Here is a 12,672-nt window from a genome sequence, read left to right as displayed (position 1 = left end):
GGTAATGAGGTATGCGTGACAAGCACCAAAACATTGAGGAGCCGTGTGAAAAGAAATTTTCACGCACGGTTTTGAAGACCAGCGGGGTTGGTGACAGTCTCGCTGAGTTTAATTCTATTGGGTGGGCCTATGTTGATTCTGAAGGAAATCTCAAAGCCAAAGGGCAGATTCCTTTGCGGATGGGCTTACCAAATGGTAAGCAACAAGCTCAAATTGTTGAGGCGTGTTTGCAACTAGCCATAAAAGCCACAGAATTTGAATGTCCCGTAGTTTGTGAGGAACTTGATTTCTCGGCAAAAAAGCACTCACTGGGAGAAAAAAGTAGAAAGTATGCTCGGATGTTGTCGGGCTGGGCTTACAGTCAATTCTACAAGCAACTGGGTTCTATTCTGTCAAATCGTGGCATTGATTTAATTGCAGTCAATCCAGCTTATTCGAGCATCATCGGTTTGATGAAATACTTGAGAATGTATGGATTAGCTAGTGATGAAGCGGCTGCACTGGTAATTGCTCGTAGGGGTATGAATAAGAGTGAAAAAGTACCTCGCTCCTTAACCGCCTATTCCGAGGTGAACCCGGAAAAGCACGTTTGGAGCGAGTGGAATCAACTGAATAAAAAAATCAAACGTTCCGCTATAATATCACGTCGTTGTGATTATTATAGCGTTTCTAACTGGAGTTTCTTGGTCAACCTTGACAATGAGGAAGCGCAAGCGCTAAGAAAGAATGTTTAAAGCTTATACCGCGCGTGCTTACCCAGGTTTACCTAGGTTTTTTTAAGCGGTGGGACGCATCCTGGATGAAATTGCCTGTGGAGATGGTCTGACGGGGACTGGCAACAGTCTAGTCAAGAATCCGAGAAGCAGGAAGAAGAGTGGAGAAGCGCAGCTTAAGCCCGCTTCGTAACATCCTTTAAGAATCCCCGTGCATTCATGCCGGGGAGTACGTCAATCCCCTTCTACCATTTTGCGATAGTCTTGAACCGACAAAGCATCATCCGCATCGCTAGCGTTGTCAACGCGCACTTTCAGAAACCACCCAGTGCCATAGGGGTCTTCTGCCAAGTTTTCGGGAGACTCTATAATGTCATCATTGCGTTCTACGACTGTACCGGTCACAGGCGCTTTCAAGTCTTCAACTGCTTTCACTGACTCGACTGTACCGAAAGCTTCGCCTTTTTCTAGCGCTGCACCGACTTCAGGCAAATCTAGAAACACAATATCACCGAGTTGGTCAACTGCAAAGGCGCTAATGCCGATCGTGGCTATTTCCCCTTCGAGTCGGATGTATTCGTGAGTGTCTAGGTATTTCAGGTCATCGGGGTATCTTAGTGTCATGTCAATGGCTCGCCATAAAAAAGTATCAGTTAAATCTTATTCAATTATGGGCATTTATAGCTTTTCTCACTAAGCACGCATCGGGCATCGGGGAAACAGGGCATTGGGCATTGGGCATTGGGCATCGCACGCATACCTCACTTTTTAATAAAGGCTATAGTTATGGCAAACAGAAATAAAAAAAATATAAAACTTTTACTTTTCGGGGAATTCTCTGTCAAACGACTCTTGAGTTCTCTAATTTTTATTTACGCTTTTCTGTGTCTTTACGCTGTCTTTTTTTCAGACAGGTTGATTTTTCAACCTCCGGCTGCTAGCTACCAGGATACGAGCGAAATTATTAAACTTAGCTCAGCTAATGGTATGAAAATTTCTGCTGTTCATTTTCCGAACCCGCAAGCTCAATATACCATACTTTACAGTCACGGCAATGCTGAGGATTTGGGATATATTTCGTCGGTTTTGCAAGATATCCGAGATATCGGGTTTGCTGTATTTGCTTACGATTATCAAGGTTACGGTACGAGTCAGGGCAAGCCTTCTGAGTATAATGTTTATCGCGATATTTCGGCTGCTTACAGTTATTTAACTCAACAGTTGCGAGTGCCGCCCAAGCAGATTATTCTGTACGGGCGTTCGGTTGGTGGTGGGCCTGCTATTGATTTGGCTGCGCGGCAATCTGTTGGTGGTTTGGTGGTTGAAAGTTCGTTTGTTTCTGTTTTTCGGGTGTTGACGCGGATTCCGCTTTTCCCGTTTGATAAGTTTGTCAATATTGATAAAATTGGTAAAGTTCGATCGCCCGTTTTAATACTTCACGGTAAGGCGGATCGGGTGGTGCCGTTTTGGCACGGAGAGGAGCTTTTTGCGGCCGCTAAGGAGCCGAAACTTAATTTTTGGGTCGATCGCGCGGGACACAATGATTTAATGGAGGTGGCTGGCGATCGCTATGCTACCACTTTGCAAAGGTTTGCTGGTGCGATCGCTAATTAAGTTTGTAGTGAGGACTTTAGTCCTCAGAAAGAAGGACTGAAGTCCTCACTACGAACCTTTTTTGATTAATTTGAGGACTTTAGTCCTCGGAAAGAAGGACTGAAGTCCTCACTACGAACCTTAAGAAGGACTGAAGTCCTCACTACGAACCTTTTTTGATTAATTTGAGGACTTTAGTCCTCGGAAAGAAGGACTGAAGTCCTCACTACGAACCTTTTTTTGACCTTGGAAAGAAGGACTGAAGTCCTCACTACGAACCTTTTTTAGATCGATTTATGGTTGAATGAAAATGCCGATCGCATTGTGGACTCTCGCAGCAGTGGACGGCGGGCGATCGATCAAACTGCCTCCCAAATACAAACTTGTCGAACTTCCACCATCTAAGTTTAAAGCCTCCACAGCGCCCATTTGCTGCAAGATCTGCGCCAGTTCCGCGAAATTTGGGCCGGCCCCGCCCGCCCGATTGTGGACGGCTACAATTAGCAAATTCCCCGCAGCAGTTCGCCCGATCGCACTCCGAATCGCTGTCTGTCGAACGTAGGCATCGCTAAAGCCTTCCGCCTTGGCATCCACGGCAACTCGACTGTTTTTTACCAACACCGGCCCGCCACCGAGAATGTAGGGAAAACGGTTGAAATCAGCGGGAATTGTGTTAGTTTCTAAACGCAATAAATCTCCTGCTGCCAATTGGGATGCAGGAGATAAGTCGGAACGCAAAGCTAAAATATAACCGTTTCCTGGAATTGGAAAATTGGTTTTTCCCGCCGCACCTCCGGGGGATTGGCCGATCACTCTATCGCCCGCAACTGTCACAACTATTTCATCGTCGGAAAACGGAGTATAAGTCGCTCCCCAATCAAGATTGTAACGACCGATTCCCGATTCCACGTAGGCACTATTTAACTGGGAAACAGACAAGCGCTGATTCCCAGGAGTTATTAAAGTTTCTTGCAAAGTCAAACGAGCGATCGCAAATTCGCCTCGATCGTTCCAACCAATCGCCCCCCGGTTTAATATCGGCCCGGAAAGCCATTTATTATCCCGCCGAATCGCACCTAATGCTAGTCGGTTGATGCGATTGAAAAATCCGGCATTGATTGCAGCACCGGTTCCCGAAACTTCGGCTGTTTGTAATAACGCTGCACTACCTTTCTCTGTCGGCGGATTGCTCAACAACGGTCTAATTTTCACACCGGATTGACGCGGATTTACTTCTAATGAGTATACGGGAAAACGCGCTGTTCCTAAATTTTGATACTGCTGCCGCCATCGCACTCCAGCCGCCCAAGCAATGTCTTTTTCTACTAGCGAGTCTGGCCGAATGTCGATTACTAATCGATTCGGATTTGCGAGGCTGAAAACTTGCGGCCGCCAGCCTAAGGGAATTTGTACTTTTACTTTGGTTTGATTCCCCGCAGGTTCGATTTTTAACGATCGCACTTTTGGGCTGGTTGCAAAAATGCGCTCGCCCAAAGTGCGATCGACTTTGGCATCGATCGCGATCGACCATTCTTGACTGGCGATCGCCTGTGCGGGTGCTAGCGGCTGCGAGAGCGCTGGTTTGGTCGGGTCGTCTGGTGTTTCGAGGTTTGGTGCTGGGGGGCTTGACTGCAAAGGAATAGCGGGTTTTGTGGGGTCGTCTGTTGGCGAGGGGCTGGGTGTATCGACGATGTTAACTTGCCACGGGGCCGCGCGATCGAGATCGAGAACAATGCGATCGCCCGTTTCTCTCGCTGCTTGCCGAATTCCGGTGACAGTTGCAGGTTGAGATGTAATTTTGAGGATATTGTTGTCGATCGATATTTGCCAACCGGCAAGTTTAGCAAAATCGGTAATATCTAAGTAACGATACGCACCAGTCGATCGCACTTTCAAACTTTGAGTATTAGTTAAAGATACGGAAAACCACTGCACTGGTTGTTTGGTACTGTCGGCTGTATTGAGTAAATCGACTCCGGCAGATTGCATTAATCCCACATCCGCAATCCAAGTTCGGAAATTAGTAGAAGTGTTATTTGTTGGCTGCTGAGTCCAAGCTAAGGGTAAAATCCTGCCGTTGAGAGAGACTTGGCGGCCTTGTCTAATTCTGGCAACTGGCGGTATGGATTGAGTCATCAGTTTTAACTCAGACTTTGCACTATTCTTGGTCGCAGGCAAGATGCCTGTGCCACCATTTATCAACCCTTTTTTTGTGGGGTGGGCATCTTGCCCGCTCTTTTGGGCCGCAGGCAAGATGCCTGTGCCACTCCCACTCTCTTGGGCTGTTGCAGGTTGATTCCAGACTGAACACAGGAGAATCGTCGCCAGTAGGGGCGAAATCGAGACGGACAAAATCCAGGGCAAAATACTCCCAAGCCTTCTGTTATCTGCTGCTAGCTGTTTTTGTCTGTCCATTTTTTTACTGCGGGAAACATAAAACCATTAACCGTCAAAAACGCCGCGCATACAGCAGAATGGTGAAAAAATCTAATTTTATTGGATAAATTTAATTTTTTGGACTGTGTAGTTGGCTGTAGTTAGCTGCATAATATAAAGCAGGGTTTCATAAGTTGCGATCCTCGATGCTACAACACTACTTCCACCTACTCACCAAGCTACGAGCAGGTGTCTTTTGTCTCTGGGGCGCCGATCGAAGCAACTAAGCACCGCAGCGAACAAAATAAAGCTAGAGTTACTATCTACCGATTTTCCCTGCAAGGGGATCGAGCGGACTCATGAAAAAACGCACTAAAAACTCGTGAAGCGCAGCTATCGGGCTTTTCATCGCCCCCAATATATCTGGTTGCTGGGTAGCAATTCCTCAAAAAATCGTTGCTTGTTAACAGCAGCGTATTCTGCGAGAGATCTCCGAAGCGATTCGATCGAGATAATGTGAAGTACCCACCGTCAAGCTGATTACCGCTATGACGGGGGCTTCCTGTTTCAACCGCCACCGCCTCGACACAAAGCTTGCCTTATGTTTCGGTCTTACGCAGCGTCTAGAGGTTTGACAAGCCGTCTTGCCCTGACTCTCACATCGCTTGTACGATGTCCAGGCAGTCGCCCTCCTTCCGAAGGCAGAAATGTTTTTAGTTGGAAACCCACATGGCGTTTGATACATTCAGTGGCGGATTTCTTTTAGTGGATAGTGCGAAGCGTACTTACGTTTGCTCGATGGCAACGGCCTTTTAGACGCCGCGCGGGGTGATCTACCTCCAAACCGATTGTACCAATTCTCGAAATGTTTGTACTAATCAATTATCTATTTGTTCGTCGAGTACGACTCACGCGCCTTTCATCCCCCACTAACCGAGTACGGTATAGTGAGGGAATTCCCGTCTGCCTTGTTAAAATCTCCAAACAGGGTTTCGGCGTTACGTACAGGCAGCATCTACGTAAATTTTTATCGAATCAGCTTGCTATGTGCTGTTTTAAGATTTACTAGACTCCCACCGCTCGGCAGTATTCTCTCTCCGAGCTATAAAAACAAATCAACCACACAATCACAGAAATAACATTCAATCAACATGGGTAACACGATCGATCGAAACAGCAACGTGCATCAAACTCAGCGAGGAACTCCATTTGCCGGCCAAAACTGGTTAGTGGAAGAAAGAGATGCCTGCGGTGTGGGGTTTATTGCCAATCAAAGCGGCGAAGCTACGCACTCACTTATTCAAAAAGCCCTCCCAGCCTTAACTTGTCTGGAACATCGCGGCGGTTGCAGTGCAGACTCCGATTCCGGCGACGGCGCAGGTTTGATGACTGCAATTCCTTGGGAATTGTTGCATACTTGGTTTGCCGAAGAGGGAATTGTGCCTCCACCACAGGAACACTGCGGCGTGGGAATGCTGTTTCTGTCTCAAGATGAAAGTCAAGCGCAGACAGCGCGGCAGGTGGTTGAGCAAGTTATGGTCGATCGCGGTTTAACTGTTGTGGGATGGCGAAAAGTTCCCGTTTTACCGTCGGTTTTGGGCCCGCAAGCGCGGGAAAATCAACCTCAAATCGAACAGATAATCGTAAGTTCACCGAACTTGCAGGGAGATGAGCTCGACAGACAGCTATTTCTCGCCCGCCGCACCATCGGACACGCCCTGTCGGATCGCCCCGATTTTACCCGCCAAGACTTTTATAGTTGCTCTTTTTCTTGCCGCACGATCGTCTATAAAGGCATGGTGCGATCGGCTGTACTAGGAGAATTTTACCTCGACCTTAAAAATCCCGCTTACAAAAGTGCCTTTGCCGTCTATCACCGCCGCTTCAGCACCAATACCATGCCCCGCTGGCACCTCGCCCAACCGATGCGCTTGCTGGGACACAACGGCGAAATTAACACGCTGTTGGGCAATATTACCTGGATGACGGCGCGCCAAGCCAATTTGTCTCACCCGAATTGGAGTCAAGCCGACATCGACACGTTCAATCCCATTGTCAATCCTGAAAGCAGCGATTCGGCAAACTTGGACAACGTGATGGAAATGTTGGTGCACTCCGGCCGCACTCCCCTGGAATCCCTGACAATTATGGTGCCCGAAGCCTATAAAAATCAGCCGGATTTGGCAACCTATCCCGAAATTGTCGATTTTTACGAATATTACAGCGGCCTTCAAGAACCTTGGGATGGCCCGGCACTGTTGGTATTCAGCGATGGCAAGCAAGTAGGTGCTACGCTCGATCGCAACGGTTTGCGTCCGGCCCGTTACTGCATTACTAAGGACGGCTTGGTAATTGTCGCCTCCGAAGCCGGAGTTGTCGATATTCCCGAAGCCGATATTGTCGAAAAAGGCCGCTTGGGGCCTGGGCAAATGATTGCAGTTGACCTGAAAACCAAGGAAATTCTCAAAAATTGGCAGCTAAAACAGCGGATTGCCAAACGCCACCCCTACGGCGAATGGCTGAAACAAAACCGCGAAATTCTGCAACCGCAGCCTTTTGCTGAAACCGCAACCCTCGACTCCCAAGCGCTGTTAGCCACTCAAACTGCTTTTGGCTACACCGCCGAAGATTTGGATATGGTAATTGTGGAGATGGCAAGTTCTGGAAAAGAACCGACTTTCTGCATGGGCGATGATATTCCCTTGGCTGTATTGTCAGAAAAGCCTCAGTTACTTTACAACTATTTCAAACAGCGGTTCGCTCAAGTGACAAATCCGCCGATCGACCCCCTGCGCGAGGGAATGGTGATGTCGCTGACAATGAATGTCGGTTTGCGAGGCAATTTATTGCAAGCAACACCGGAAAATGCCAAGCTGCTAAAAATAGATTCCCCCGTACTCAACGACGGTGAACTTTCTTTCTTGAAAGACCAAAAATCTTTCCCCGCAAAGCAACTGTCAACTCTTTACAAAATTACTTCCGGGCCTGCTGGTTTGCAAAGCGCAGTTGAGCAACTTTGTCAAGATGCTGTTGCGGCAGTGCGATCGGGCGCGACGATTCTGATTTTGAGCGATCGAGTGTCGAAGGAAGAAGGGGAATCTGCTGTTGGTTTGAGTGATGAATGTACTTACATTCCCCCCTTGCTAGCACTTGGTGCAGTTCACCACCACTTAATTAGCGTCGGGATGCGGATGCAAACTTCGCTGGTTGTGGATACGGCGCAGTGTTGGAGCACTCACCATTTCGCGTGTTTGATCGGTTACGGTGCGGTGGCTGTTTGCCCTTATTTAGCACTAGAAAGCGTGCGCGGCTGGTGGTTTGACACCAAAACTCAAAATTTGATGGAACACGGCAAAGTTCCCAAGATTACCGTCACTCAAGCCCAAGCTAAATACCGCACAGCGGTAGAAAACGGCTTGCTGAAAATCATGTCGAAAATGGGAATTTCGCTGCTGTCTAGCTATCAAGGCGCGCAAATCTTTGAGGCGATCGGCATTGGCGGCGATTTGCTCAATTTGGGCTTCAAAGGAACTGTTTCCCGCATCGGTGGTTTGAGTGTAGCGGAACTCGCTAACGAGGTAATGTCTTTCCACTCTCAGGCTTTCCCCGAATTACTCCAGAAAAAACTGGAAAACTTCGGCTTCGTGCAGTACCGCCGAGGTGGCGAATATCACATGAACAGCCCAGAAATGGCGAAGGCTTTGCACAAGGCTGTCGCTACATTTAAGGCTGATAGTAACGGTAACGGTAGCGGGGCCGACGCAAAAACCGCCTACGACCATTACGAGGTTTACAAGCAACAGCTAGAAAACCGCCCAGTCACGGCTTTGCGGGATTTGCTGGACTTTGCGAGCGATCGCCCTTCCATCCCCATCGAAGAAGTCGAATCTGTAGCAGATGTTGTCAAACGCTTCGCCACCGGCGGAATGTCCCTCGGTGCTTTGTCGCCGGAAGCGCACGAAACTTTGGCGATCGCGATGAACCGCATCGGCGGCAAATCCAACTCCGGCGAAGGCGGCGAAGACCCGATCCGATACAACGCGCTCAACGATGTGAGTCCGGCAGGATTCTCACAAACGCTACCTCACTTAAAAGGATTGCAGAACGGCGACACAGCCTGTTCGTCCATCAAACAAGTAGCCTCCGGGCGTTTCGGCGTAACTCCCGAGTATTTGATGAGCGCCCAACAAATCGAAATTAAAGTCGCACAAGGTGCGAAACCGGGTGAAGGCGGTCAATTGCCGGGGCCGAAAGTGAGCGAGTACATTGCCTATTTGCGCCGATCGAAACCGGGTGTCACTTTAATCTCTCCTCCCCCTCACCACGACATTTATTCGATCGAGGATTTGGCGCAGTTGATTTTTGACTTGCATCAAATCAATCCGAAAGCAGGTGTTTCGGTGAAGTTAGTCTCGGAAGTCGGTATCGGCACTGTAGCAGCCGGCGTTGCCAAGGCAAATGCCGATGTAATTCAAATTTCCGGCCACGACGGCGGCACCGGCGCATCTCCACTGAGTTCGATCAAGCACGCAGGTTCTCCGTGGGAACTCGGATTGACCGAAGTTCACCGAGTGCTGATAGAGAACAAGTTGCGCGATCGAGTTTTGTTGCGCGTTGACGGCGGCTTTAAAACAGGTTGGGACGTAATTATCAGCGCTTTGATGGGCGGCGAAGAGTACGGTTTCGGCACGGTAGCAATGATTGCCGAAGGCTGCATCATGGCTCGGGTTTGCCACATGAATAGCTGTCCTGTGGGCGTGACAACTCAACAGGAACACTTGCGGAAACGGTTCCCCGGAACACCGGAACACGTGGTTAATTTCTTCTATTTCGTAGCAGAAGAAGTGCGGAGTTTGTTGGCGAAATTGGGTTATAAGTCGATCGCAGATATCATCGGCCGCGCGGATTTGCTGAAAATGCGCGAAGGGGTGAAACTAACTAAAACTCAAGCGATTAATTTGGATTGTTTGACCAAGTTACCGGATACTAAGGGCGATCGATCTTTCTTGGTGCACGGCGACATTCACACCAACGGCCCTGTGTTAGACGATGATTTGTTGGCGGATGTTGAGATTCAAAGTGCGATCGCCAATCACGGCACTGTCAGCAAGAATCTAACATTGGTAAATACCGATCGCACTGTGGGAGCACGTTTATCAGGTGCGATCGCACTGCAACACGGCAACACCGGCTTTACGGGTGAAATCGTCCTCAACTGCACAGGTAGCGCGGGCCAAAGCTTCGGCGCGTTCAACTTGCCGGGGATGACACTGGTACTTTCCGGCCAAGCCAACGACTACGTTGGTAAAGGGATGCACGGTGGCGAAATCGCGATCAAACCGCCCACAGGTGCAACCTATGATGCAGCCGAAAATGCGATCGTTGGCAACACTTGCTTGTACGGTGCCACAGGCGGAACCCTGCTAGCTGCGGGCAAAGCAGGCGAACGGTTTGCGGTACGCAACTCAATGGCGAAAGCAGTAATTGAAGGTGCCGGCGATCACTGCTGCGAGTACATGACAGGCGGCGTCATCGTCGTCCTAGGAAAAGTCGGCCGTAACGTCGGCGCTGGAATGACAGGCGGCTTGGGTTATTTCCTCGATGAAGATGGCAATTTCCCCGAATACGTCAACGGAGAGATTGTGAAGATGCAGCGGGTTTCTACGGCCGCTGGTGAGGCGCAATTGAAAGAGTTGATCGAGATGCAGCGCGATCGAACTAACAGCAAAAAAGCCGCGAAGATTCTCGCCAATTGGTCGGAATACTTGCCGAAGTTCTGGCAAGTTGTGCCGCCAAGTGAAGCAAATTCGCCGGAGGCTTCGGAGCAAAAGATTGCTGTAGAAGCTTAATTTTGCAGTCCGAGTTTCTTTAGCTTGTAGGCGCAGTCAGAAACCGGGTTTTTTCCAAAATCTTTGGTTGTTACCGACAGATTAGGTGAAAAACCCGGTTTCTTTAGCTTGTAGACGCAGTTAAAAACCGGGTTTTTTTCCGAAATCTTTGATTGTTACCGACAGATGAGCGTAAAAAAAACCATTTTCTTGAGCTTGATGCGTAACTTTTAGTTAAACTAGAGTGTAATCTTTAACTGCCTCGCTTTGAAGGAATTCTTGATAAGCAGATTCATCTCCAAAAGATTCGATCGAAACCTGAGATTTTGGCATTGGTATTAGCGGAGTTTCGACGGGGACATATTTGCAGTATCCAACTACAATCATCTCAAACTCGTTATTAGGTATTGCTGTCGGGTACTCTTCCACCCTCACAACTTCCCAGTCTCCAGTACGGTAGTGGGTGCTACAACCGGAACCATCAGCACTGTGAAACTCCAGCAATCTGTACCCCGGTGCGGGAATAGGTTCGTTGGATGAATCAAAATACTCTGCAAGGATATCAGTGTATGCCCCTGTATGGGCTAACAACCGATTATCTTCCCCCTCTGCTTCAGTCCATTCGGCACGAAAAATTATATATTTTCTACCCATTAATCAATCCTCCTCGGTTTCTTCGATGTAATTAGGAAATTCTGTTTTGCCTTTAAAAACGCACTCCCACTTGAGAATGGGATTGTTCTTGTTGCGCTCAACTCGTAATAACTTCCAATTATATTTGTTTTCCATTGCTCTACATCGCCAGCGATCGGTAACAGAATGACTAGAAGTGACTTGTTCTGGCTGCTGGTTTTCGCTCACGATACTTCTAACTCTCCATCGCTGACTCGAACTAGCAAATCACCGACTTCGCAATTTAGAACCTCACACAGTCGATCTAAAGTGTCCAGGGGAATAGATTTTGCCTTGTTTCTCTCGATTTTTTGAATGTTAGCCAGCGACATCTCCAGTATTCTAGCTAACTCGTTTTGGGAAATAGATCTTGATGTCCTGACATCCTTAAGCCTAATTTTCACAACCATTCATTAATAACTACTCAATTAATACTTTAGCTTACTTAGAGTAGTCTAACTATTAGTATATCTTATGTAAAGATTGCCAATGGATATGCAACTATCATCAGTCTAACCAGTGATAGTGTTACTAATAGTTGGTATACTATGCGTAATTAAAAGTAGGAAACGCAATTGTCTAGACGGACAGGCAGTTACACGATCGCAGAAGTCTGTAATCCACAGGCGACAATCTTTATTAATGATGTTTAGAGATGCTTATGCGTGTTGTAGAGATTGACCGAATAATTGCGGCTTTGGCAATGGTTTACCTTCATCTAGCGTCGATTCAGTTAGTAGTTCCAAAACCTCGCGGGCATTTTTTAATGCGTCTTCGTAAGTATCACCGTGGGTATGACAGTAGTCTCCCCATTCTGGAAAACTAACGACATAGCAGCTATCCTCATCTGACCACTGAATAATAATAGTGTAATGACTGTCTTCATGTAGGTTAGGCATAGGCAGGAAGTGGCTCCTAAACGAGTTGCATGAGTTTTTCTGAGGGAACGGTTTCCATTGCATAGGTATTGCCTTGAGCATCGGCAAAATCTACTAGATAAGCGCGATCGTCAAAGCTCATCAGAATCGTGCCAACTTGTCCGGGGCGGAGCAAAATTGGCTCAGAGGTTGCTTTATGGATTGCTTGAATTTCTGCGGTCAAGGCAACAACATCATACTCGTGTAACGTCATCATAGTATCCTCACTTATTAACAGGATAGGTATTCGTGAGCCTGGGAAAGTCTTCATCGGTGCGAATCATCCAACATGACAGCACCCAAGAGCTTCCCGTTTCCGTAGTCATGAAAAATTTGAGATCGTACTGGGTTCCATAGTTGTCTGTTTTATAAATTTCTGCCTCCTGATTGACCGCAGATTCTAGTAGAGCTACTTCTAAAATAGCTTTGTTTTCTAGTGTAATTCCCAATCTATTTCTAAACAGGATGGCTTTATCTTTTCCTTTGGGATGCTGCATATTTAGTGAGTATCGCTCAAGCTTGTCGCCAAGCAGCGCCTTTTCTCCGTTGGGTAGTTTCATCTGTCGAAATGGT

Annotated in this window: 11 protein-coding genes; 3 read left to right on the top strand and 8 right to left on the bottom strand. The window is 47.8% G+C overall.

Translation table 11 applies throughout. The features are described 5' to 3' along the window. The first annotated feature begins 11 nt into the window (after positions 1-11). Positions 12-734 carry a hypothetical protein gene (locus QZ918_RS18725; protein WP_367275375.1) on the top strand — a complete coding sequence of 241 codons (723 nt, stop codon included), beginning with the start codon at positions 12-14 and terminating at the stop codon, positions 732-734. Positions 735-947: 213 nt separating this feature from the next. Here the strand turns inward: QZ918_RS18725 and gcvH are convergent, their stop codons facing one another. After that, positions 948-1,337, bottom strand: coding sequence for a glycine cleavage system protein GcvH (gene gcvH / locus QZ918_RS18720; protein WP_293337526.1), 390 nt, complete (start codon positions 1,335-1,337; stop codon positions 948-950). Positions 1,338-1,499: 162 nt separating this feature from the next. Here gcvH and QZ918_RS18715 point away from each other — a divergent pair, with 162 nt between their 5' ends. Then, positions 1,500-2,327 carry an alpha/beta hydrolase gene (locus QZ918_RS18715; RefSeq protein WP_293337524.1) on the top strand — a complete coding sequence of 276 codons (828 nt, stop codon included), beginning with the start codon at positions 1,500-1,502 and terminating at the stop codon, positions 2,325-2,327. A gap of 273 nt (positions 2,328-2,600) precedes the next feature. On the opposite strand, the gene QZ918_RS18710 is transcribed toward QZ918_RS18715, so the two are convergent. Then, positions 2,601-4,721, bottom strand: coding sequence for a phosphodiester glycosidase family protein (locus QZ918_RS18710; protein ID WP_293337522.1), 2,121 nt, complete (start codon positions 4,719-4,721; stop codon positions 2,601-2,603). Between the two features lie 1,112 nt (positions 4,722-5,833). Here QZ918_RS18710 and gltB point away from each other — a divergent pair. Further along, complete coding sequence (gene gltB / locus QZ918_RS18705; protein WP_293337520.1) at positions 5,834-10,531, top strand: glutamate synthase large subunit; 4,698 nt, start codon at positions 5,834-5,836, stop codon at positions 10,529-10,531. A gap of 213 nt (positions 10,532-10,744) precedes the next feature. Here gltB and QZ918_RS18700 read toward each other — a convergent pair whose 3' ends face one another. The 6 genes from QZ918_RS18700 to QZ918_RS18680 all read right to left on the bottom strand — a co-directional run bounded on the left by QZ918_RS18700 (position 10,745) and on the right by QZ918_RS18680 (position 12,659). Continuing rightward, the gene (locus QZ918_RS18700; protein ID WP_293337518.1) at positions 10,745-11,164 is read right to left on the bottom strand and encodes a hypothetical protein; all 420 of its coding nucleotides are present in this window, start codon (positions 11,162-11,164) and stop codon (positions 10,745-10,747) included. A gap of 3 nt (positions 11,165-11,167) precedes the next feature. Next, positions 11,168-11,371, bottom strand: coding sequence for a hypothetical protein (locus tag QZ918_RS18695; RefSeq protein ID WP_293337516.1), 204 nt, complete (start codon positions 11,369-11,371; stop codon positions 11,168-11,170). Next, positions 11,368-11,592 (bottom strand): type II toxin-antitoxin system RelB family anti-toxin, encoded by a 225-nt coding sequence (gene relB, locus QZ918_RS33135; protein ID WP_293257496.1) that lies wholly within the window; start codon positions 11,590-11,592, stop codon positions 11,368-11,370. The genes QZ918_RS18695 and relB overlap by 4 nt, the downstream gene beginning before the upstream one ends. 249 nt (positions 11,593-11,841) lie before the next feature. Beyond that, positions 11,842-12,081, bottom strand: coding sequence for a type II toxin-antitoxin system HicB family antitoxin (locus QZ918_RS18690; RefSeq protein WP_293337514.1), 240 nt, complete (start codon positions 12,079-12,081; stop codon positions 11,842-11,844). 16 nt (positions 12,082-12,097) lie between these two features. Next, a complete protein-coding gene (locus tag QZ918_RS18685; RefSeq protein ID WP_293337512.1) occupies positions 12,098-12,316 on the bottom strand; it encodes a DUF4926 domain-containing protein in 219 nt (72 codons plus the stop codon). A 7-nt stretch (positions 12,317-12,323) separates the two neighbouring features. Further along, on the bottom strand, positions 12,324-12,659 hold the full coding sequence (locus QZ918_RS18680; RefSeq protein ID WP_293337510.1) for a DUF6883 domain-containing protein: 336 nt from the start codon (positions 12,657-12,659) through the stop codon (positions 12,324-12,326). Positions 12,660-12,672: the final 13 nt, after the last annotated feature.

Origin of the sequence: Microcoleus sp. CAWBG58, from assembly GCF_020883045.1 — a bacterium.
In the GTDB taxonomy this organism is placed as follows: domain Bacteria; phylum Cyanobacteriota; class Cyanobacteriia; order Cyanobacteriales; family Microcoleaceae; genus Microcoleus.
This window is presented reverse-complemented; position numbering and strand designations above follow the sequence as displayed.

Coding starts and splice junctions, on each gene's coding strand:
- QZ918_RS18725 (WP_367275375.1), top strand. CDS start 12: ATGCGTGACAAGCACCAAAACATTGAGGAGCCGTGTGAAAAGAAATTT.
- gcvH (WP_293337526.1), bottom strand. CDS start 1,337: ATGACACTAAGATACCCCGATGACCTGAAATACCTAGACACTCACGAA.
- QZ918_RS18715 (WP_293337524.1), top strand. CDS start 1,500: ATGGCAAACAGAAATAAAAAAAATATAAAACTTTTACTTTTCGGGGAA.
- QZ918_RS18710 (WP_293337522.1), bottom strand. CDS start 4,721: ATGGACAGACAAAAACAGCTAGCAGCAGATAACAGAAGGCTTGGGAGT.
- gltB (WP_293337520.1), top strand. CDS start 5,834: ATGGGTAACACGATCGATCGAAACAGCAACGTGCATCAAACTCAGCGA.
- QZ918_RS18700 (WP_293337518.1), bottom strand. CDS start 11,164: ATGGGTAGAAAATATATAATTTTTCGTGCCGAATGGACTGAAGCAGAG.
- relB (WP_293257496.1), bottom strand. CDS start 11,592: ATGGTTGTGAAAATTAGGCTTAAGGATGTCAGGACATCAAGATCTATT.
- QZ918_RS18690 (WP_293337514.1), bottom strand. CDS start 12,081: ATGCCTAACCTACATGAAGACAGTCATTACACTATTATTATTCAGTGG.
- QZ918_RS18685 (WP_293337512.1), bottom strand. CDS start 12,316: ATGATGACGTTACACGAGTATGATGTTGTTGCCTTGACCGCAGAAATT.
- QZ918_RS18680 (WP_293337510.1), bottom strand. CDS start 12,659: ATGAAACTACCCAACGGAGAAAAGGCGCTGCTTGGCGACAAGCTTGAG.